Source organism: Mesorhizobium sp. M1E.F.Ca.ET.063.01.1.1 (genome assembly GCF_003998155.1).
Taxonomy (GTDB): domain Bacteria; phylum Pseudomonadota; class Alphaproteobacteria; order Rhizobiales; family Rhizobiaceae; genus Mesorhizobium.
Genome location: NZ_RZSC01000027.1, coordinates 1 through 21,522 on the forward strand (window position 1 = coordinate 1; position 21,522 = coordinate 21,522).

The 21,522-nt window shown below is 56.7% G+C and carries 17 protein-coding genes and 1 pseudogene; 13 read left to right on the top strand and 5 right to left on the bottom strand.

Features of this window, described 5'->3' with window-relative positions; genetic code table 11:
- From EOA29_RS04455 to EOA29_RS04465, 3 genes and pseudogenes are all read right to left on the bottom strand, one after another.
- Positions 1–1,404 (bottom strand): annotated as a pseudogene (locus EOA29_RS04455) (hypothetical protein); the annotation flags it as partial.
- Positions 1,405–1,539: 135 nt separating this feature from the next.
- Positions 1,540–3,126: a hypothetical protein gene (locus EOA29_RS04460; RefSeq protein ID WP_127220287.1), complete on the bottom strand. Its 1,587-nt coding sequence runs from the start codon at positions 3,124–3,126 to the stop codon at positions 1,540–1,542.
- 317 nt (positions 3,127–3,443) lie between these two features.
- Positions 3,444–4,160, bottom strand: a complete 717-nt coding sequence (locus EOA29_RS04465) for a hypothetical protein (protein ID WP_127220288.1) — start codon at positions 4,158–4,160, stop codon at positions 3,444–3,446.
- A gap of 334 nt (positions 4,161–4,494) precedes the next feature.
- On the opposite strand from EOA29_RS04465, the gene EOA29_RS04470 reads away from it, so the two are divergent.
- The 3 genes from EOA29_RS04470 (at position 4,495) to EOA29_RS04475 (ending at position 6,708) form a co-directional block, all read left to right on the top strand.
- Positions 4,495–5,460 (top strand): DUF4238 domain-containing protein, encoded by a 966-nt coding sequence (locus EOA29_RS04470; RefSeq protein ID WP_127220289.1) that lies wholly within the window; start codon positions 4,495–4,497, stop codon positions 5,458–5,460.
- Positions 5,461–5,492: 32 nt separating this feature from the next.
- Positions 5,493–5,774 (top strand): hypothetical protein, encoded by a 282-nt coding sequence (locus tag EOA29_RS41190; protein ID WP_189478817.1) that lies wholly within the window; start codon positions 5,493–5,495, stop codon positions 5,772–5,774.
- Positions 5,775–6,165: 391 nt separating this feature from the next.
- The gene (locus tag EOA29_RS04475) at positions 6,166–6,708 is read left to right on the top strand and encodes a hypothetical protein (RefSeq protein ID WP_127220290.1); all 543 of its coding nucleotides are present in this window, start codon (positions 6,166–6,168) and stop codon (positions 6,706–6,708) included.
- Between the two features lie 949 nt (positions 6,709–7,657).
- Here the strand turns inward: EOA29_RS04475 and EOA29_RS04485 are convergent.
- Complete coding sequence (locus EOA29_RS04485; protein WP_127220291.1) at positions 7,658–8,821, bottom strand: hypothetical protein; 1,164 nt, start codon at positions 8,819–8,821, stop codon at positions 7,658–7,660.
- A 569-nt stretch (positions 8,822–9,390) separates the two neighbouring features.
- Here EOA29_RS04485 and EOA29_RS04490 point away from each other — a divergent pair.
- The 6 genes from EOA29_RS04490 to EOA29_RS43750 all read left to right on the top strand — a co-directional run bounded on the left by EOA29_RS04490 (position 9,391) and on the right by EOA29_RS43750 (position 15,283).
- Positions 9,391–9,858: a hypothetical protein gene (locus EOA29_RS04490; protein WP_245464870.1), complete on the top strand. Its 468-nt coding sequence runs from the start codon at positions 9,391–9,393 to the stop codon at positions 9,856–9,858.
- A 536-nt stretch (positions 9,859–10,394) separates the two neighbouring features.
- Positions 10,395–11,387: a glycine betaine ABC transporter substrate-binding protein gene (locus EOA29_RS04495; RefSeq protein ID WP_245464943.1), complete on the top strand. Its 993-nt coding sequence runs from the start codon at positions 10,395–10,397 to the stop codon at positions 11,385–11,387.
- 165 nt (positions 11,388–11,552) lie between these two features.
- Positions 11,553–12,440 (top strand): proline/glycine betaine ABC transporter permease, encoded by an 888-nt coding sequence (locus EOA29_RS04500; protein ID WP_127220293.1) that lies wholly within the window; start codon positions 11,553–11,555, stop codon positions 12,438–12,440.
- On the top strand, positions 12,433–13,506 hold the full coding sequence (locus EOA29_RS04505) for a betaine/proline/choline family ABC transporter ATP-binding protein (RefSeq protein WP_126091786.1): 1,074 nt from the start codon (positions 12,433–12,435) through the stop codon (positions 13,504–13,506). The genes EOA29_RS04500 and EOA29_RS04505 overlap by 8 nt, the downstream gene beginning before the upstream one ends.
- Before the next feature lie 216 nt (positions 13,507–13,722).
- Positions 13,723–14,889, top strand: coding sequence for a mandelate racemase/muconate lactonizing enzyme family protein (locus EOA29_RS04510; protein ID WP_126091787.1), 1,167 nt, complete (start codon positions 13,723–13,725; stop codon positions 14,887–14,889).
- Positions 14,890–15,148: 259 nt separating this feature from the next.
- Positions 15,149–15,283, top strand: a complete 135-nt coding sequence (locus EOA29_RS43750) for a hypothetical protein (protein ID WP_281059649.1) — start codon at positions 15,149–15,151, stop codon at positions 15,281–15,283.
- A 123-nt stretch (positions 15,284–15,406) separates the two neighbouring features.
- Here EOA29_RS43750 and EOA29_RS04515 read toward each other — a convergent pair whose 3' ends face one another.
- Complete coding sequence (locus tag EOA29_RS04515) at positions 15,407–16,315, bottom strand: LysR substrate-binding domain-containing protein (protein ID WP_126091788.1); 909 nt, start codon at positions 16,313–16,315, stop codon at positions 15,407–15,409.
- A 141-nt stretch (positions 16,316–16,456) separates the two neighbouring features.
- Between EOA29_RS04515 and EOA29_RS04520 the strand changes: the two genes are divergently transcribed.
- The 4 genes from EOA29_RS04520 to EOA29_RS04535 form a co-directional block, all read left to right on the top strand.
- The gene (locus EOA29_RS04520; RefSeq protein ID WP_245468408.1) at positions 16,457–17,812 is read left to right on the top strand and encodes an FAD-binding oxidoreductase; all 1,356 of its coding nucleotides are present in this window, start codon (positions 16,457–16,459) and stop codon (positions 17,810–17,812) included.
- Positions 17,813–17,833: 21 nt separating this feature from the next.
- A complete protein-coding gene (locus EOA29_RS04525; protein WP_126091789.1) occupies positions 17,834–18,715 on the top strand; it encodes a dihydrodipicolinate synthase family protein in 882 nt (293 codons plus the stop codon).
- Positions 18,716–18,747: 32 nt separating this feature from the next.
- The gene (locus EOA29_RS04530; RefSeq protein ID WP_126091790.1) at positions 18,748–19,362 is read left to right on the top strand and encodes a short chain dehydrogenase; all 615 of its coding nucleotides are present in this window, start codon (positions 18,748–18,750) and stop codon (positions 19,360–19,362) included.
- A 90-nt stretch (positions 19,363–19,452) separates the two neighbouring features.
- On the top strand, positions 19,453–21,522 hold a 2,070-nt coding region (locus EOA29_RS04535; RefSeq protein ID WP_145969622.1), incomplete at its 3' end, for an FAD-dependent oxidoreductase.

The window sequence follows — 21,522 nt, forward strand, 5'->3', positions numbered from 1 at the left end:
TTCCGAGAGAGCCTGCAAGACCGTGATCTGGAGATGACTACGGACGTCCATGTCCAAGATCGTTGCAAAATCCCCAGCCAGATCCTCGCCGGCGAGACCACCGAGCACTGTCGCTTCTCCCTGCGAGGAAAGGAAATAGGGATCGTCACGGTCAAGATTGACAAGAATCGCTTTTCGTCCCGAAGTGTCGAAAGCAGCGGCATCGCCATAAGCCAGTACGGTGGCTGCATCGCGGTCAATGAGACGGAGCGCACCCGGTGCGTCTCCCTGCCTGTGAAGGTGGGCTGCGAACCAGGCATATAGTCCGCGAAGTTCGCTTGGTGCCCTGTGGTCAGAGCCAGTGATGAGCGCGATTGCGCGCCGCAATGGGAACGTCGGATTGTTTCCCGCGCCCGTCACGATCCTGGCTAGGAAGCGTGCGGCGAGAAATTCTGCTACGGCGCGATGGAAAGCCTCGAAAATATGGCCTTCGCCACGAAACAACGCTGTGTCCAGGGCTGCATCCACCAGCCCAGGCACAAGATGGAGCGCGTTAGTGGTCAAAAGCTCATTGGCGACGCTCGAATGGGGCGGCGGTGCATTTGAACGCCAGAACGCCTTGGCCCCCGAAGCAAGGGCGTAGAAGCACAGTCTTGAAGCGGTGTCGATGACCGCTTCGACGCTCGGCCTGGGATCTGTCGCCCGCTCGGGATCGTGCTCGTGAGCAAGCGCCCAGAGGGCCTTTTGGAACAACTCAAAACGACTGCTTGGCCATATACCCTCGGCGGCGACCACCGAATGAAGCAATCGGAGACTCAAAGGGCTCTCGAGAAAGGCTTCTGCGCCGCGATTGCGTGACTCAACCACGAACGATTTCGGATCAACGTTGCCAAGCGCTGTTAGGACGGCCCGCGCTTCGCCTTCGTCCAAGGGCAGAAGGCGCGCCACGATGATCGCGCCATTGTTGGCCGCCCGTCGCATCGCTCCGAGATCGGCGGCATCGCGCCAGTCCTCTGCCCGACAAGTGAGGCGCCAACGGCGGCTCTTGTTCGCTGACAGGGTATTGGCGAGTTGCAGAACCTTGTCCTTGCCGTTCTCGCCCGTGCGATATTCATCCAATGCATCAAGGTAGGTCGTCTCGCCAACCGGCAGCGGAGCGCCGTTCATCGCATCTCGACAGGTGAAGACTTCGACCCCTTCCGCCTCGGCCTCATAGCGCAGCGCGGTCGACTTGCCGAGGCCGGGCTCGCCAAGCAGGACAACAAACGGTCGATCGCGCAGCGAGCTCAGAGTGCACTCGGTAGCTCCTGAGTCGCTATTAACAAGGACGCGTCGGTCCAGCGATGCAATTCTCATCCGCAGAAAATACTGGCGCCCGCACTCACGACAAAGAACAAAATGCAGGTTCTTGACCAGCCTATGCAATCTCTGGGATTGGTGCCGCGCACCTCCGCCTTTCAGGCGATGATGTTCAACAGACTAGACAGTCAGCCGAACAACCCAATGGCACCTTTGAAAGTAAATGGTCGATTTTGTTGAACGCCGCTACCATTGAGAAGCTCAACGCCCGACTATCCTTGGCACCCATTCGAATGCCTTGTCGTTCCGAAATGCTGTCTGAAGGGGCAGAAGCAGCGAGCCTAGAAACATCAGCCAAAAGGGAGCAAGCACTGTCAGTTGCTCGACGAGCTTCGTGCTTTCAAACTTTGTCGGATTGAGCCGCCGCTCATTTTTTGTAAGCGATTTCGCAGTGCCCAAAACTCGAAATTTTCCGTTGTCAGTGCCACCAGCGCGAAACCATCCGACGGCCCGATATCGGTCAGTAGGTCGGACGTCTTGCGGCTTTCCATCGACGTCTATCGAAAAATTGCCCTCGGCTTCAATGAAGCTGGCGACGCCGTCAGGCATATCTTGAATATCACGATAATTGATATCATCCACTTTGACCCATCCGGAATCGCCGGCCAGGTTCAGTTCGCTATCTTGTCGTGAAACCAACTCCGTGGGCCGCATTGTGATGGTAACTCTCACCCCTATGTTGAGGGCGGATTTTGGCAGCGTAAGTGCACCGGTTTGGAATGCACTGCGGCTAGCGATGAACATGCATGTAACCCGGTCTCCGACCTTAACTGGAGGTGTAGCGATGTTGATTTGGTAGGGGGCTCCGTCGATCTCGACGTGAAGTTTCCTCTGCCCAAGCTCAATGACGTCCGATTGGTCGTGCGGCTCTAGAAAGGATCGACCAGCGTAGAAAGATAGCGCCCTACTGCCCGCCCCAAAGGACAGTCTCGATCTATCTCCTATGAACTGCCAAACGTTTTTCAGACCAGGCTTGGCCCCAGCCTCCAGCCCGAATGAGCTTACCAAATCTGTCGTGAGTGATAATGTCGACGGGCTTCGGTCACCTTCAAGTACCCAAATATCAGAAGCGCCACCGTCGAACGAAATCGACATCCGTCTGACGTCGTCGACGCGGAAGCTAGACTTTTCAGCTTCGGGATCAGGGATCCACTCGCTTTCTGCACATCCTGATAGGATATCGATCTTGAGATCGAATTTCGCATTCTCGTTGGTGGCATGCCATGATGCGCTAAGTCCGCCGTCAGGATTGTACCAGCTCAAGCGCGAAGCGTCGAAGCTATAGGGAAACAAAGCAAAGGGCTTTTCACCTGCTTCGAATTTCGATTTATTAGTTGCTAATCCTCCATTCAGTGGCGCATCCAAGTACGCGTCAATCTGAACTGGGAGAGGTCTATAGAAAAAATCTGCAGCGTAGAAAATGATTGCGTTAGACGCCAAACCGAGGGCGCAGACCTGGACGCAAATAGCGGCAAGAATGTATGGCTTTTCCACTTGCAGATGATGGATCGTCCACTCTGCGATTTGCGTCCAGGAAACAACCGCGCATGCTAAAAAAAGCGCTCCTACAAAGTTTGCAAAGGTCGATTCGGCGAATGCCGAAAAGTCGAAGCCACTTTGGATAACGTCATTGATCGTAAGCGCAATAAACCCAATGGCGGTTGCTCGTCCGAGCATTTGTTTTGGGGTTTGCGCGGTGAGCGATGAGACAGATACTGCGAATGCGATAATCAGAAGGCTAGGTTGATAGGCTTCGATCAGCCATTGGCCCAATGATAAGAATGGCACTATCTGGTCTGCGTAAGCTGCCTCATATATCGAGGCGGAGTCGCCATTTAGAGTGCTTATCAAGAACCCCTGCAGGCGGGGACCAGGGCCTAGGAGTAGCGTAATAGCCACACAGTATGACAAAATAACCGCAGCGCTTCGTAGCGATCGCAAGTCGCGTGAGAAGACAGCCAAGTTATGTTTGGTCATTAAATAAGCGCCCCACCTTAATCGAATGCATGATGACTTAAGGACTTTTAGACATTCGACAAAGGCCGATCAATATGATCGTCGAGTCTGACCTACGATCATTTTCGGTGACCTCAGGCAGCAAGGCTTCAAAATGGAATCTCGTCGTCCAGCTCACGGCTTCCACGCCCGAAGTCCCGGATTTGTTTCTTCGGTTTCTCTATGTGCTTGACATCATCCGGCGACGGCAACCGCTCTGGGTCGGCTTCCTTACTTTTGGCGCCTCCAAGAAGCTCGTTAATGCGCCTCAACAGTTCATTGGCCGGCTTCAATGCATCTGCGCCCTTGTTGATCAGGTTGGCGATCGAGATACCCATCAGCATTCCGTTGTCAAAGCGCGTGCGCGCGCGGTCAACGTCTGCGTCGAAGGCATTAAGTTTAGAAAAGAGAGAATTCTTTTTTCGCTCGTCGAGATCGGCGGCTTCGATCAACTGTCGTATTTCGTTGACCAGGTTATGGATGCGGGCCTTGGTGGCGGCGTCCAGCTCGACCGAGTAGATTTGTCCAATGCGCGCTTTCTGAATTTGGAACTGGAGTACGATGCTTTTAGTGGCCAGGTCAAAACTGTGATGTGCGTCGTAAGCATTGTCGTGGTCAGGCAGTTCCCAATTTGACAAGGCGTCGATGTGGAGGGCTCTGGCTGCGCCGGTAATCTTGTTCATATGGCTGATCAGGGCTAGCCGGGTGTCGCCTTCCTCGTTGCCGCGAATATCGTCGGCAAGTTGCTCGTCAAACAAGCCGACAAGCACCACAAACGCCTGTTGCGGGTCTTCTGGCAAGTTATCGAAATTTATGGGTTCAGCCATCGTCCTGTCCCCTCCTGACGTATCAAGAGATAGAGAACGAATGGGGAATCTGCAATGGCGCCTGATGTCAGGAGTGTCAGGAGTGTGAGAGTTTGCGTTTAACCGTTTCCGATTCCCGGCAATATGCTGACAATAACCTGAATGCCAAAAGACAACGAAAGCCTGTCCATGTGGAATCCCTTCATATTACGCAGTAATTTCGGCACCCGTCCGATGTGCGGAGATCGCCCCCAATGCCGAGCTTTTCGAGGGCGAGATTTCAGCCCTCAGCGCGTGACTACTGTTTCGCCACCAATGTGCACTTCGCCGCGCTCTACAAAGTGCAAGACGCTTCATGACAAAGGAGTTCAAACAGAACGAGCCCAACAAGCACCACTTCCTTCCGGTCTTCTACCTGAAGGAATGGGCTGGCGCTGACGGGCGACTTGTCCAGTTCAGCAGACCGAATCCGAACGGCGAGCGGATAAAACCCTTGCGCCGCCATCCGAGTGCTGTTGGCTACATCAATCGCCTCTATGCAGTGGAGGGGATACCTGAAAACGTCGCAAACTTGTTCGAGACCGAGTTCACTCGGCCAGTCGACACAGAGGCTTCTGCTGCAATGCGGCGGCTGATGAAGGGTAGGTTTGATGCAGACGCAACTCAGAAAGAAATGGTTGCGTGGATCAAGTTTCTTCTCTCGTTGATGATGCGCATGCCGGCCGATATCAAGCGACTCAAGCACTACGTCAAATACGACTGGTTCTCAGATCTCCCTAGCCTGCAAGCCGCCTTCAACAGGTCCGGCATGAAGGGCAATCCCCAGACGGCGGAGGACTATCAAAAGCTGCTCGGGCCAACATTCCACGAGAGGGCTGCCATGGTAGCGCTCAGCGGTATGATGCAGGTCGAGACTGCGATCAAGGCGATCGGGCAGCTACAGTGGACAGTGCACAACATCGATGGCGCCCGAGAATTTCTCACCTCGGATCGTCCCCTGATTGCGTCGGTCGGGATGAATGGTCCGAAGTCGCACATAATTCTACCCATTGGCCCGCACCGCGTTTTTGTCGCCACCAAGACGGAAGAGTTCAGGCGCCGTTTGGTCGAAAAACAGCCATGGGATTTCGTGACGACCGTCAACAAATACGTCGTGAACAACGCTACCGATTACGTCTATGGCAGCAACGGTGCTGCTCTAAGATTTGTTCAGAAGCACATGGGCAAGCTTCGCGAAGAAACCTTTCTGGAGAGGATTAACAGGCGCCGCATGGCAGAGATTGCTAAGCCGGTGTCAGAACGTACAGACTTGAATCTGTAAGCTACCTCGATCGATGATCCGAGGGACAAGAAATGCGTGATCGCGTTTGTGGTGGTCTGGGCAGTGAAAGCGATTGTCGCTGTGTGGCTTGGCGTGTGATCCGTCGACTGAACGCTAAAACAGAAACGAGATGCCCTTATGAGGCATCTCGCTCCAGTCTATTAGTGCCCGAAGTGCCACCGGATCAGAACGACCAGAAGGTACAGGACCGTCTGGATGATGCGCTCAGAAACATGGACTTCGACCGAAAACCGGATCTTGAACATTGTTTGTCCTATCCGGGTTCTGAAGGTACCGACAAAACCCTCTGTTGAAGGGGGGATTTGACGACTTCGAAGTCTGGTCGAGGGGCGTGTGCACCGCTGGTCCGCGACCGGTTATCTCTGTTCGGTTTGAAATCTCATCTGGTTAGGGTCGGTTTCGATTCAGCGTCGGTTTTGATTCAGCGTCGGTTTTGATTCAGCGTCGGTTTTGATTCAGCTTCGGTTTTGATTCAGCTTCGGTTTGGTTCAGGATCGGTTTTCGATTTTTGCTTCGGTTCGATTAGACTAGAGCGTTTTCGATTTTCGGTTCAGGTTTTGCTTTGTTCAGATTCACGTCACATTAACGGTTGGCTCGCGGCGGTCCGCGATTGAATTCGCCAAATCCGGCCTATGAAATAATCCCGCCGCACACGCTCTTCAAGAGGCGCACAAGGGGCAGCAAATGGAAAAAATGAAAGCTGACGGGAAGATGCCGGACGGAGCTATCCTTGACCGCTTTTCGAGGGCGGTGAGAGAGATGGTGGCCGATGACGCCTTGGCGAAGGCGGCGCCGCAGGAATTTTCAATTACGCCTTACCTGGCGATGAAAATGGTGCCCCATTTCGATGGTTTGTGGGTTAGCGCGGAGTGGACCAGCCGCGATGACAAATTGAAGAAAGTCAGGTTTCAGGATGACTTCGGCAAGTGGGATATCATGCAGGTTCGTCCTGACATAATCGTCCACACGCCACATACCGGAGAGGACAACATCCTCGTCATCGAGGCCAAGCGGGTCGGTGGCAGCAAAGATTACGAAAAAGACCTCAAGAAGCTGTCGCTAATGACGCTCCAGAAGAGTCTGGACCCCGATTACCACTACGGTTATCGCCTAGGCGTCCACCTCATCATTGACCTGCCGAACCGGAAAATCGTAGGCAATGAAGTATACCGCGACGGCCAGGTCGATCCGAAGCTGACCGAACTGTTGACGAAGATGGTGAGTTGATTTTCAGGCTTGAGAATCGGCATGGCCGTTCCTAGATTCAGCCTTCGGGTTCTGCCCGCACCGTGTTTCCCACTTCCCCTATCGAGGCAATGCGGCGAGACTACCCTATTCACTCTAGACCCATTTCTGGCGCTATGATTGGACCGGTTGATTGACCGGCATTATGGCCGACAGGGGAGCGACCAGGAACTTCGAACGACCGTTAAAAAGCGGTCGGGGAAAGTTCCTGTTCGATCAGGCTTCTCCGACCAGAAAGAGGAGTCTGATGAACGAAAATCCGAAACTTATCCTCGCATGTGCCGTGCTAACGCTGTTCTGCGGCATGGCCGCCATCTCTATCGGCGATGTTCGGCCCCACCGCGGACCCTAGCCCCTTGTTGGCATCCGTACAGAATGTGTTGGTGACGAGCTTTGGACTTGGCGTCACCGCGTTTCTGTTTAAGGCATTGGGCGGCTAATCCTGACAATCGTGCTCTCGCTGACGCCGAATGCGGCAGCCACGTCGCGAGGGCTGTCGCAATCGGCGAGGCGGGCGAGGGCAGCTAACCTCCCAGGCGCATGAAGTTTTGGCTCGGAGAGCGCAACGGCACGTCCTAAAATCACCGCCCACAGTGCAGCAAAAGCGCGGTCAGATAGAGTTCGATTGCATGGATCGCCGACAATCTGAACGGCGCGCGTGTCAACGGTTTGCCGATCGGCCTTGTTGAAGGAGCAGGTTAGCCGCCATGCGATACTCTTCCGCCAGCTCGTGAAGCTGCTGCGGAGATGCGAGCTCACCGGGATATTTGCGTTCTTCCATCGTCATTTGCGCGATCGGAACATGCTAAGGCGCAACCTTTGTAGAGCAAGATCCATGGCGTCGCGCATCTTTTCACTTCGCTATTCCATATCGCCCCCTGTGGTATGCGTACGCAGCAGGCTGTCGGTCAGAAGGCCTTCGGCTAACCTACTATAGCGACGGCTCGTTGAGGTGCGTTAGAATTTGGCCTGACCGCACTGGATCGATCCTATCAGCCTCTGCGAGTGCCCAACGTTGCCATGCTTCCAGCACTGAGGGATCGATATCAGCCGAACCATCATCGATCGCGCGACGGACGCGCTCAACAAGCGCGCGAATGTCTTCGGCTTGACGTAGAAGCTCGCCGCTGTTCCGTAGATTTTGCAGGCGCTTTTGGTTGAGCTGAACCAGCCATTCCTGGCGCTGTTTCTCCTTTTCAATCCGCTCCCGCTCTACACGCTCCTCGGCTTCTCGCAGGCTGAGGCGAAACGTTCTCTCCCCAGCCACGATGATTGCAGCCGCGATCTCAGCGATCTTTGACTCAAGCTTGGCGTCACCGTCGTCCTGCCAAGATACTGTATTCTTGCGGTCGAACTCCGGATCGATCCGCAGTGTAAGCGGGGTTGATGTTGGCAGGTCTGGCGCCGGCCGCAGGTACCCGTACTGACGCACGGTGCGGTGGCTGCCGACTATTCCGATGTCCAATCCAAGATAGGTGTCTCCGATGGTTGCTCGCGCATGGATTTCTCCATCGCGCTCGTAGGCATCACCGTCATGGCCGCGCTTGCTGAGAGCCAAAAACAGCGCATTGAAGATTTTCAGCCGCCGCTTGCCTAGCGGATTGTCGAACTTGGGTTCGTCAAAGGTCCACTCGCGTTCTGCATTTTTGTCGCGGCGACGCTGCTCCTGCTTGAGCAGTTGGGCGAGCCCTTTGTGGCGTCTGTCCAGCGTCTGCAGGACAGAAACTTTGCCTATCGCCTTCAGCTCTTGTGCGTGGAGTTCGTCGAGGCCTTCTGGAACCAGAGCGGATGCAAATGGCCCATTGGATGCAAGAGGGGGTGCAATTCGCAGTACCTTTTTGAAGCGCGCGTCGACACTTGCTCGGCCCAATTCACCGGGGCGCCGTGGTGGCGCCTTGGGTAGTGCTGGCACCCTCTTTCCGGCACGGATTTTATTCCAATAGCCTTGCGGCGGCGACGCTACTCCGCATTGCGTCAGCAACTTCTTCAGCCCGACGTCGGACAGTTCGAGCTTCGCCGCCAAGTCCCGCATCGGTGCAGACCATGCGAACGCAATCAGATCGTCAGGCAACACAAGAATGTCGTTCTGCCACACGTCGCCTTACCTCCATTTTGTTCAGCCGAGCTACGTTTGGCACGCCTTCACAGTGTCGATATCACAGTGCCGGCCAGCGCCATCTGAGGTCAAATCTGGCAACGCCAACATGCCGTCGATCATGCCAGGAATGCGCTTACATTATCAAGGCGGCTACGGATTGGCTGCAGCTGAAGCAGCGCTCTCGGTGAACAACAACGAGACGCTCTAGGGGGCATCTGCTTCCTTTCGTAGTTCTTCGCGCTGCTGCGGGCGGCCGGACATTGCCGCGCGGCAAAGCGAGGTTTGGTGCTGTCGAGCGAGGGGCCACGAAATACGACCGTAGATCGATGGCAAGATAAAAGCCCGCAGGGTGCGTGCTCTAGCGGTCGTTTGTTTTCAATGAGTTATGTGGAAATTTCACAATGTTTGAATATTCACCCCACCTTGTGGCGATGACGATTTCTGAATGTTTTCGGTGGCTTAACGCAATGTGCGGTGCGCGGGCAACGACAGGTTGGAGCCTGGAAGGGGCGAGTTCGGAGTGCCGGCGCCTGGTTCGGCCCCGGAGGCCATCCATCCTGACATGAATGCGCGAGCCATCGTGTTACGGTGGTCAAGTTCGCGATTTCGGATATGCCCTAGGGCTGAAACGAAGAGGAGAGATCACCACGACCGGCATCAACCGCCGCGCCTTGCTCGCCCACTCTGGCGCCGCCGTTTTGGGTTCGACACTGACGGCGACGGCTTATACCGCAAGGGGAGTGCGTCGAGACCCAGCAATAACGAACAAATTGCAGGCGTTGCTTGAAGCGCACATGACGGCATACGCCGCGTTCGGCAAGGCGATGCATGAAGTGGGTGGCAGCAGTGGCGACCACGACAGAGCCAGCCGGCAAGAGGAAGGGACGTTACTGGCCATTTGCGCCTATCCTGCGGTCAGCCGAGGGGATCGCTTGGCCAAGGCCCGATATCTTTTGGAGATCGAGGCGCGTGGCGAGCTCGACCTACCAGAACACATTCAGGCTCTTCTACGTTCGACAATTTCGGAGATATGACCGACTGCGCCAGTCGCCTCCGTCAAATCGACCGAAGGCCGCCGGCTAGCAAAAGCGCGTTGGCGCTTTTACGATGTCCGCTTTGCGCCTCAAAGTCGCCGTTGAAGCCCGCTCTTCCCATTCGTGAAAACTGACATTCTTGGGGGAGCGCTCGACGGCTGTGCGACTCTCGTCGAGACATAACCGTCGCATAAACCTGTACAATATCTGTGTCCCGGTCAGCTGAAGCCATCAAGCCTACAGGCACGTTTATGAGCCCTATTCGGGGCGCTTCAAAAGGCGATCTTTCGGCTCGAAGACGGCCGGCCGGAAGACGTCGGCGATGATTGCGAATGCCCCGCTTGAGGCAGTCACCACAAACTCCACTCGACGGCCGGTATTATTTGTATCTATATCCGCCGGCATTTTTTCGAACTACGAGATCCCAATCACATCCTTTATGCATGATGCTTGCCGCTGGCCTGAAGCGTATGCACGCCTGGATCAAACGGCTGGGAACAATAAGCCAGCAAAGGGAGGAACATGTGAGACGTCTACTGATTACCTTATCCGCCGGTGCAATTTGCGCTTTCCTGAGCGGCGGAGTTTCGCACGCTGCGTGTGGTGACGTTACGTTGGCGCTCTTCAGCTGGCAGTCGGCCGAGGCGAACGCCTACGTTGACCAGCTCATCCTCAACAATGGCTACGGATGCAATGCGACCACTGTCGCAGGGGACACGGTTCCGACGGTAACTTCGATGATTGAAAAGGGCCAGCCGGATATCGCTCCGTCTGTGGTTGTTACCCTGTTGGGTGATTTCTACGCCAAAGGCGCCGATGAGGGACGGGTCAAGCGGATTGGAACCGGAATCAGCGACGGATCGGTTTCAGGCTGGTGGATTCCGAAATATGTCATCGACGCTCATCCCGATATCAAAACTGTAGATGATGCCTTGAAGCATCCAGATCTGTTCCCGTCCCCCGAAGACCCATCGAAGGGCGGCATCATCCAAGGCCCGCAAGGCTGGGGCGATACGGTGATAACATCGCAGTTGTTCAAGGCATTTGAAGCCGACAAGAAGGGGTTCGTACTCGTGCCGAGCGGATCTGCGGCCGCGCTCGACGGTGCGATCGCGAAAGCCTACGAGCAGAAGCACGGCTTCATTGCGGCCTACTGGGCTCCGACGTCATTGCTGGTGAAATATCCCATGGTACGCCTGGACGGACCTGCGCACGATGATGCGGAGTGGGCACGCTGCACTGCGAAGCAGGATTGCCCGGATCCGAAGCCGAATTACTGGAAGGCCTCGGAAGAAATCACTTTGGCCTCCGACAAGTTCTTGAAGCGTGACGACGTGGCCCCGGCAAAAGACTATTTTGCCAAACGCAGTTGGAGCCAAGCCGAAGTCGGCAAGGTGATGCTGTGGATGACCGAAAACCAGGCCAACGGCGAGGATGGTGCCAAGTGGTTTATCAAGAACATGCCGGAAGTCTGGACGAAATGGGTCCCGGCTGACGTGGCCGAAAAGGTCAAGGCTGCATCGAATTAGCGTTTGTCCAACATGGAGGCTTCGGATTTTACTCCGAAGTCTCCTCTGAATATATGCTGTAGCGTTGCTGGCAAGAGCGACATCTGGCACGAATTACTGCTGTCGTTGACATTGTGTTGCTGCTACTTACTGTCTCCGCGGCGAAACTTAGCTGGACATCGCGATATGGATTGGCTGTTCAAATTTCCCCAATTGGATCCTGAGGTTCTGCTAGCCATCAAACGGGCTGTCGACGGTTTTCTCCGTGGCCTGACGCGCTCATATGGAGATGCAATCGAAAGTTTCTTCTACCCGCTGCAGCGCATCCTGATTTTTTTCGAAGGAGCCATTTCGAACGCACCTTGGGCCCTTGTGATCATCGCGTTGGCAACGATTGCATGGCTCGCAGCGCGCAGGTGGACGGTGGTTTTGGCCGTCGTTGGAACGCTGATTGCCATTGGTCTTCTTGGCCTGTGGCAGGATGCAATGAAGACGATCTCTCTCGTCCTTACGGCAACTATTTTCTCTATTGCGATTGGTATGCCACTCGGCATCCTGATGAACCGCTACAAGCGCGTGGGCGGGGTCATGCAGACGGTGCTCGACGTCATGCAGACGATGCCGCCCTTCGTCTATCTCATTCCGGTCGTCATGCTGCTCGGCATCGGCCGGGTGCCGGGCTTCATCGCGGTGGTGATCTACGCCATCCCGCCGATCATCCGCCTCACCGACCTCGGCATCCGGCTGGTCGACAAGGAGGTGCTGGAAGCCGCCGACGCCTATGGCTGCTCACGCTCGCAAAAGCTCTGGAAGGTGCAGATCCCGCTCGCCATGCCGACGATCATGGCCGGCATCAACCAGACCATCATGATGGCGCTCGGCATGGTGGTCATCGCCTCGATGATCGGCGTGCAAGGGCTTGGCCTGAACGTCCTGCAGGCTATCGCCAACCAGTATTTCACGCAAGGCATCTTCAACGGCTTTGCCATCGTCGGCATCGCAATCATTTTCGACCGCATCAGTCAGGCGTACGGACACCGGCTGCAGAAGCATCGGGGTGCAACGCATGAGTAAGGGCGACGCGTCGATCCAGATCCGTGACCTCTACAAGATCTTCGGCGGCGCTCCGCGGCAGTACGTCCAAGCTGTCCGCGATGGGATGTCGAAATCTGAACTCGGCAAGTTGCATGGCCATATCCTTGGCCTGAACAACATCAATATCTCCATGCCGGCCGGCAAGATCCAGGTCGTCATGGGATTGTCCGGCTCCGGCAAGTCGACGCTAATCCGGCACATCAATCGCCTGATCGAGCCAACCTCGGGCTCTATCATAATCGACGGTCGCAACATTCTCGAAATGTCTGAGTTGGAACTGAGGGAATTCCGCCGCAATCATACGGCGATGGTGTTCCAGCGATTTGGATTGCTGCCGCACCGGACCGTCATCGACAACGTCACATTCGGTCTGGAGGTGCGTGGGATCGAAAAGACAAAGTGCCGTGCCATTGCCATGCGCTGGATCGAGCGGGTAGGCTTGGTGGGGTTTGAGCTGCGCTACCCGAACGAATTGTCAGGTGGCATGCAGCAGCGGGTAGGCCTTGCGCGCGCGCTTAGCAATGACGCCTCGATCCTGCTGATGGACGAGGCCTACTCGGCTCTCGATCCGCTGATCAGAACCGATATGCAGACCATGCTTCTGGAATTGCAGGCGGAGCTCAAGAAGACCATCGTCTTCATCACCCACGATCTCGACGAAGCCTTGAGAATTGGCGATCGGATCGTGATCTTGCGGGACGGCTCCATCATCCAGCAGGGCGACAGCCAGGACATTCTTTTGCGTCCTGCCGACGACTACATCCAAAGATTTGTGAAGGACGTCAATCGCGGCCGCTTCATCAGGATCGATGCCGTCATGGATCCCACCACCACGGCGATGGAGAACGGATCTCTGCCTAAGCTGAAGTCTGGCTCGACGCTAGAGATCGCCGCCAAAGAGCTTACCAACTCCTCGTGCGACGCCGGTATCGTCACAGGCGACGGCGGGCAGCCACTCGGCGTAGTTTCCCTGCGGCAAATCACGGCGGCGCTTTCGTCGGCGGTTGAGACGGAAGCTCCCGTTCGAGGCGATATTCGAGTCTAAAGCTGCAAGGAATCTGATCGAGCCGGAGGGGATCTGCATCGAATCGCGAACTGCTTGTGTGGCTATCCCGTCCCTGGAAATTCCCGACGCTTACATGGCGGTGGGAAACCAGGTCCGGTGACTACAACCGGGCGTTCGACTTCCGAATGGGGACGAAGCTGATGGGGATCCTTTAATTTCTCAGAACTTACTTACGACCATCGAGAGGCCATACATATGATGCTCCAGAAATTTAGAATAGCGTCGATAGATGCTTGGCGAATTCCGACCATTTCGGTGAAGGAGACATGGGATACTGAAAGTTCACCTTGGCCAACGATCCCGATAAATTTTCTGATCAAGGTGACTTTGGAGTCGGGAGAGTGTGGTGTCGGCGAAGTCTCCTCTCAGTTGTGGTATCTGAACGAGACCCCGGAACAAATCGTCAGCGCGATTCGACAATACGACAGCGCTCTCCGTGGTATCGATGCGACCAATTTGTTCGTCTGCCACGAGCTTATGCTCAAGTGTTATGCGGGAGGCGCACCAGGGGCCCGGAGCGCCCGGTCCGGTGTAGACATGGCTCTCTGGGATTTAACTGGAAAGCTTGTCGGGATGCCGGTCTACAAACTGATGGGCGGAGGACACTCGGGTGGAATCCCCGTGATGTTCTGTACCTATCAAGATAGCGCAGAACTTGTTTCCAGAGATTGCAAGAAGGCGATCGACGAGGGTTATCAAGCGATAAAGGTCAAAGTTGGCGACAAGCTCTTGAGCGCAGGGTGGAGTTACGGAAATCTGGTGAGCGAAGCAGAAAAGCTTGCGGCAGCGCTGGAGGTCATTCCGAGCAACATTATGGTGGATGCGGATGCGAACCAAGCCTGGTGGAATGCAGGGGCCACAATTTCCACCCTCCGTCCCCTGAGTAAGTACCGCAATCTCTCGATTGAGCAGCCTTTGGGCTACGACGACATCACTGGGTCGGCCCACGTCAGGAAGACAGCGGGGATACCCGTCATTCTCGACGAATCGGTTTGGTCAGCTGAGGCGATGGTTCAAATTGTTCAGGCGCAAGCATGCGATCGCATCGTTTGCAAGTTGAACCGCCTCGGGGGGTTGTTCGAGGCGCGAAAAATCATCTCAATCTGTGAGGCGGCCGGAATAGGCGTCAGCGTCGATACGGCGCCCTTTACCTTGTTGGGCGATACAGCTGTTTTTCACACAGCCGCCTCTTGCCGAACGGTCTTCCCCGTCGATGAGGGCCACCTTTCGATGGTGCACGTAGCCGGCCACTCGCCGTTTACGAGAGGGGTTGAGATCAAGGAAGGATTTGCATCGTTGCCTGAAGAGCCCGGGTTGGGAGTGGAAGTCGATTGGGAGATCGTAAAGAGCTGGCAGACATAGGTCGCTCGCTGTCGGGCCGTGGAAATAGAACGGCCCGCGCCGCGCTGATAGTCGTGATGGTGCCTCGGCCGCACGCCTGCTTGGACAGCGAAGGCCGACTTGTCCGAACCATAAGGGCATTCATCCTATGGAGTCGCGCGCCTGGGACCGTTGGGCGAATTTGACGCCCTGGTGAACAACCCCGCACTGAGTTCTCTGTCGATCCAGAGCCACGTGCTTGGCAAGAGGCATGGCTTCGGGATACAGGGAACGTGCGGCTGTGGCCGACATTCCGATCGGCAAGATCGCTGATCCAACGAGCATCGCTGAGATTGTGGTGTTCGTGCTGCGCTCGTCGCAGGTATCATTGAACGGTGCAACGCTCGACGTGAACGGTCGCAGCTATACACGGTGAGCAACTGGCTGTTCGTTAAAAGGAGCCAATCTGGGCAACGTGGCCAGTGGGCCTCAAAGCGATGCTGTGTTAAGTTCAGTTTATCCGCACTCACCGCTCTCCGGAGCCCATTTTGCCGAGTGCTCACAAACCCAAAAGCTGGGCCTGATTCAAAAACCAGTCCACGAGGATTTTGGTACCTTGATTTTTGCCTATCTCGTCGCTCGTCAAAATGAAGGAAGCCCTGTCAGTCTGGATCTTCGCCTCAATCGGTCGCACAAGAAGTCGGTTCGCGAGAAGATATTGGGCTGTCAAATTCCAGCCTAGCGATATCCCCTCACCAGCAAGAGCGGCCTGAAGCGTAAGCTGGTAGTCGTTAAAGACGATGTTGGGCTTGATTTCGCTAGCATCTCCGCCGGCAAGCTCTATCCATTCATTCCAACTCATTCGTTTGCGATATGCATCGGAAGAATGAAGCAGTTGATGACGGGTGAGATCATCAATGGTTTTTAGCGTGGGGTGCTCTTGGAGATAGCTCGGGGAGCAAACTGGGAAAATGATTTCGTCACACACAAACCAGCTGTTAAGTCGCTTAAAGTCCCGTGGCCGCACCCATACGGTCACATCGATTTCCTGATCCGGTTCGATATCGCGGTCGGTCGAGACGACTTTTATCTTTATGTCAGGATGGTCTTCCTGGAAGTGATAGAGCTGGGGGGCTAGCCAATGAGCAGCCATGGACGAGGATGCCGCGAAGGTGATGTACTTGGTGCCGCGGTCCGAAATCGCTTCAAGCTTCTGCTCCATTCGCCGGAAGCTGGTGCGAACTTCCTCATATAGCTGCCTTCCAGCCTCCGTAAGCTGCACTCCGCGATTGTCTCGCACGAACAGATGCGTTCCACAGCGCTTTTCGAACATCTTGATGGCGTGCGATACGCTCGGTTGCGTGACGTTCAGCTCGGCGGCTGCTCCCTTGAAGCTCAAATTTCTGGCGGCTGCTTCAAAAACGAACAAAGAATGGGTGGAGGGAACGAGGCTTCGAAGTTTGGACATGAAGCTAGTCTATATCAGCGGTGATCTTTTTCGTCTACAAGCCGCTGCTCCCATCCTCTATTCATTTGGAGACAAAACGAGGCAGCGGCTTCAGGAGAACACTCCTGTTTTGCGGGCAGCCCTAATGCCAGCGAGCTTTCCGTGGTCCTTGCAAAGCAGAGCCTGCCTACCGATCGCATTGCAATTGAGCCGCCGGCGACGGAGCCAACGGCTTCGGGTTGGTATCTCACCGCGGGTCCCGAGTTATCCGTGTTGCCTCAAAATGGTGACACCTCTTGTGAGTGCCTGGTAATCGGCGGGGGTTGGATGGGGCTGCATGCGGCACGCCGCTTTGCGGAGCTCAATCCAGGTGCATCCGTCGTGTTGGTCGATGCAGAACGTATCGGAAACAATTCCTCGGGCCGATGCATGGGCTTTGTCATCGATCTGGCCCATAACCCCCGCAAGCGCGATTTCGTTGAGGACATCAAGGGAAACAAAGAAGAACTCTTCGTCAATCTCGATGGCATAGCTTACATCAAAAGCGCGGTCGAAGAGAACAGGGTTGAGTGCGATTGGGACCCTCAGGGCAAATACCACAGCGCTGCGACGAAGCATGGTGTCGAGGACCTACGGCGCTTTTCGACTGCGCTGGACAAGTTGGGCCAAGACTACAGGTGGGTCGAGGCACCCGAGATGCAGGCGATCACGGGAAGCCGTCACTACATCAAGGCGCTCTACCATCCAGGAACCATCCTCGTACAGCCGGCGAAGTATCTGAAGAATGCGGTAAGGCGTTTGCCGTCGAACGTGGCTGTGCACGAAAACACGCCAATCCTGGCGGTGAAATTTGGAAGCCCCAAGCACGTTTTCGAGACACCTGGCGGGACGATCCGAGCGTCGAAGGTGATCATCTGCGCTTCGGGACATCTGACGAAATTTGGTTTCTTCGAAAACAGAGCAATTCCGCTCTATACCTTCGCAAGCATGACGCGGGTGCTTACCGAATCCGAACTTGCCCAGGTCGGAAACAAATCCGAGTATGGACTTATCCCGGCCGATAGCTTCGGTACAACCATACGACGGACGACTGACAACCGCATCTTCCTGCGGAACGTTTATTCCTACGCGACCGACTTCAAGACCACTATCTCCGAGGTTAAGAGGGCGCGGGAGCAACAACAGGTGGCATTCGATCGGCGCTGGCCGCAGCTGTCATCGATCGGCTTCGAGGCCAGCTGGGGTGGCCTCCTGACTCTGGCTCAAAACGGCGGCATGGTCTTCGGCGAGCTTGCGGACCGGGTCTACGGCGCGGCGTTCTGCAACGGCACTGGCGTAGCCCGTGGCGCGGCCTTTGGGAAGGCCGTGGCTGAATTGGCGGTGGGGCGCTCGTCCCCCGTGATCGACATCCTGAAGACACGCGCGAACCCGAGCAGAACCTATCCGAAGTTTGTCACGTCGATGGGCGTGCGCTTCACGACAGCGCTGCGCTTCAAGCAGGCGGGCGCAGAAGTTTAATTTTTGAAAGCGAGAAAACCGATGGCGGACCTTAAGGGCATAAATCTTGCGATGCAGACGCCGTTCACCGCGAGCGGCGCGATCGACTACGCGACATTCGAGGCATTGATCGACAAATACGTCGCGGCCGGTGTTCATGGGCTCGTCCTGGGGGCTGGCACAGGCCAGCATCCATACCTCACTGAAGCGGAATGCAATCGGCTCTACGAGACGGGGGCGAAGCGGATCGGTGACAAATGCAATGTGATCTGTCAGACCTCCGCGCTCAACGTGGACGAGGTCATCCGGCGCTCGCAGCATGCCGAATTCATTGGCGCGAACGCGCTGATGATCCTCCCTCCGTATCTGGAAGGGCCCTCCGATGAAGATGGCATTTTCAGCTTTTATGCTGAGATCGACGCTGCGGTTGGGATCGACATCGTCGGCTACAACATCCCGCAAGCAACGGGAATTTCCGTGTCGCCGCGACTCTTCGATCGACTGAGCGGTCTCAAGAATTTTAACTACATCAAGGATAGCGCCGGAGATCTCACCGTACATCAGGAATATCTACAGACCAAAGGCGGGGTGCTGAACGGTGCCGACCCGACGACGGTCTACGCCCTCATGGCTGGCACTCGCGGCGTAATCTGGGGCGCGGCGAACTATATGCCGGGCGAGGCGGTACAGCTCTATGAACTGGTGGCTGCGAAGAAATTTGGCGAGGCGCTCGCCCTTTGGCAGCGCATGTTACCCTCGCTCCTATACATCTGGCGTGCGCCTTACACACAGTCCGTATTGAAGGCCGCGCAATGGCGTGGTTACGGGACTGGCAACGTCCGCAAGCCACTGCAGCCATTGTCGGCCGAGCAAGAAGCCGGCCTCCGCGACGCGCTCAAGCCGTTGTTTGATCCGTCGGCGTAAAGCCGAAAGCCCCACTGTAGCCGGTGAGCAGGATGAGAATTGTTCTAGTAGGTGCGACCGGCGTCATTGGGTCAGCGGTGGCGTCCGAGCTCGGAAACAAGCACGATGTAGTGCCGGGGGCGCGCAATGCTGAGTTGAGCGTCGACATCGCGAGCGTAGAATCGATTGATCGCTTCTTCGATAAAGTCGGACCATTCGATGCATTGGTCTGCACTGCTGGAGCCGTTCGCTATGCTCCTCTCGAACAGCTCTCCAACGAGCAGTTTGAGGTTGGTTTGCGGAGCAAACTGATGGGTCAGGTCAATCTGGTGCTGCGTGGACTCAGGCAGATCCGTGATAACGGCTCATTCACGTTGACGTCGGGCCTAACCAATGAAGACCCGATTCTGCAGGGAGCCTCAGCCGCTCTTGTGAATGGCGGATTGGAGGGCTTTGTTCGAAGCGCTGCTATCGAGCTGAGGCGCGGTTTGCGGATCAATATCGTTAGCCCATCCCTCGTAGCAGAGTCCGCCTCGGCGTACGGCGAATTCTTTCCTGGAACGATGACTCTTCCAGCGCGGGACGTTGCGCTTGGTTACGCGAAGAGCGTCGAAGGGGCTCAGACAGGGCGAATCTACCGGATGGGGTGGTCCAGAGACCAATATTGAGCCTCTAACCCGCGGTCAGTCATGGACGATTGATCGACGGTTTGACCCAGCCGATGAGCTCCTTACCCTCACACACGGGAGTATGACCGCATGACCAAGACCGTCCCCAGCAAGGCCCGCGCCGTCATCATCGGCGGCGGCGTCTCAGGCTGCTCGGTCGCCTATCACCTGGCCAAGCTTGGCTGGACCGACATCGTGCTGCTCGAACGCAAGCAGCTCACCTCAGGCACCACCTGGCATGCCGCCGGCCTGATCGGCCAATTGCGCGGCTCGCAGAACATGACGCGGCTGGCGAAATACTCGGCCGACCTCTACGTCAAGCTCGAAGCCGAGACCGATGTCGGAACCGGCATGCGCCAGGTCGGCTCCATCACCGTCGCGCTGACCGAGGAGCGCAAGCACGAGATCTACCGGCAGGCTTCGCTCGCCCGCGCCTTCGATGTCGACGTGCGCGAGATTTCGCCCAGCGAAGTCAAACAGATGTATCCGCATCTCAACGTCTCGGATGTGGTGGGCGCGGTGCACCTGCCGCTCGACGGCCAGTGCGATCCGGCCAACATCGCCATGGCGCTGGCGAAGGGCGCGCGCCAGCGCGGTGCGACCATCATCGAGAACGTCAAGGTCACCAAGGTCCACACCAGGAACGGTCGGGTCTCCGGCGTCTCCTGGGCGCAGGGCGAGGAACAAGGCACGATCGAGACCGACATCGTCGTCAACTGCGCCGGCATGTGGGCGCGTGAGCTTGGGCGGCAGAACGGCGTCACCATCCCGCTGCACGCCTGCGAGCATTTCTATCTCGTCACCGAGCCGATCCCGGGCCTCTCCCGCCTGCCGGTGCTGCGCGTGCCGGACGAGTGCGCCTACTACAAGGAGGACGCCGGCAAGATGATGCTCGGCGCCTTCGAGCCGGTGGCGAAACCCTGGGGCATGGACGGTATCCGCGAGGATTTCTGCTTCGACCAGCTGCCCGAGGACATGGACCATTTCGAGCCGATCCTCGAAATGGGCGTCAACCGCATGCCGATGTTGGGCACGGCCGGCATCCACACCTTCTTCAACGGCCCCGAGAGTTTCACGCCCGACGACCGCTACTATCTCGGCGAAGCGCCGGAACTCTCCGGCTACTGGATGGCGACCGGCTACAATTCAATCGGCATCGTTTCGTCCGGCGGCGCCGGCATGGCGCTGGCGCAGTGGATCAGTGACGGCGAGGCACCCTTCGACCTCTGGGAAGTCGACATCCGCCGCGCCCAGCCCTTCCAGAAGAACCGCCTCTACCTCAAGGAGCGCGTCTCCGAAACGCTCGGCCTGCTCTATGCCGACCATTTCCCTTACCGTCAGATGGCGACCTCGCGCGGCGTGCGCCGCTCGCCTCTGCATGAGCATCTGAAAGCCAGCGGCGCCGTGTTCGGCGAGGTGGCGGGCTGGGAGCGCGCCAACTGGTTCGCCCGCGAAGGCCAGGAGCGCGAATATCGCTATTCCTGGAAGCGGCAGAATTGGTTCGATAACCAGCGCGAAGAGCATCTGGCAGTCCGCAACGGTGTCGGCCTGTTCGACATGACCTCCTTCGGCAAGATCCGCGTCGAGGGCCGCGATGCCCGTGCCTTCCTGCAGCGGCTCTGCGCCAACGACATGGACGTGGAACCGGGCAGGATCGTCTACACGCAGATGCTCAACGCCAAGGGAGGCATCGAGAGCGACCTCACCGTGACGCGGCTCTCGGAGACGGGCTATTTCCTCGTCGTGCCGGGTGCCACCTTGCAGCGCGACCTCGCCTGGCTGCGGCGGCATGTCGCCGACGAGTTCGTCGTCATGACCGATGTGACCGCGGCCGAGGCCGTCATCTGCCTGATGGGGCCGGACTCGCGAAAACTGATCCAGAAGGTCAGCCCGAACGATTTCTCCAACGAGGCCAATCCTTTCGGCACATTTCAGGAGATCGAGATCGGCATGGGGCTGGCACGCGCCCACCGCGTCACCTATGTCGGCGAGCTCGGCTGGGAGCTCTATGTCTCGACCGAGCAGGCAGCCCATGTCTTCGAGGCGATCACTGAAGCCGGCGCCGACGTCGGACTGAAGCTCTGCGGCCTGCACACGCTCGATTCCTGCCGCATAGAAAAGGCTTTCCGCCATTTCGGCCACGACATCACCGATGAGGAC

Coding starts and splice junctions, on each gene's coding strand:
- EOA29_RS04490 (WP_245464870.1), top strand. CDS start 9,391: ATGCGCGAGCCATCGTGTTACGGTGGTCAAGTTCGCGATTTCGGATAT.
- EOA29_RS04510 (WP_126091787.1), top strand. CDS start 13,723: ATGATGCTCCAGAAATTTAGAATAGCGTCGATAGATGCTTGGCGAATT.
- EOA29_RS04475 (WP_127220290.1), top strand. CDS start 6,166: ATGGAAAAAATGAAAGCTGACGGGAAGATGCCGGACGGAGCTATCCTT.
- EOA29_RS04465 (WP_127220288.1), bottom strand. CDS start 4,160: ATGGCTGAACCCATAAATTTCGATAACTTGCCAGAAGACCCGCAACAG.
- EOA29_RS04500 (WP_127220293.1), top strand. CDS start 11,553: ATGGATTGGCTGTTCAAATTTCCCCAATTGGATCCTGAGGTTCTGCTA.
- EOA29_RS04530 (WP_126091790.1), top strand. CDS start 18,748: ATGAGAATTGTTCTAGTAGGTGCGACCGGCGTCATTGGGTCAGCGGTG.
- EOA29_RS04505 (WP_126091786.1), top strand. CDS start 12,433: ATGAGTAAGGGCGACGCGTCGATCCAGATCCGTGACCTCTACAAGATC.
- EOA29_RS41190 (WP_189478817.1), top strand. CDS start 5,493: ATGCGTGATCGCGTTTGTGGTGGTCTGGGCAGTGAAAGCGATTGTCGC.
- EOA29_RS04525 (WP_126091789.1), top strand. CDS start 17,834: ATGGCGGACCTTAAGGGCATAAATCTTGCGATGCAGACGCCGTTCACC.
- EOA29_RS04470 (WP_127220289.1), top strand. CDS start 4,495: ATGACAAAGGAGTTCAAACAGAACGAGCCCAACAAGCACCACTTCCTT.
- EOA29_RS04515 (WP_126091788.1), bottom strand. CDS start 16,315: ATGTCCAAACTTCGAAGCCTCGTTCCCTCCACCCATTCTTTGTTCGTT.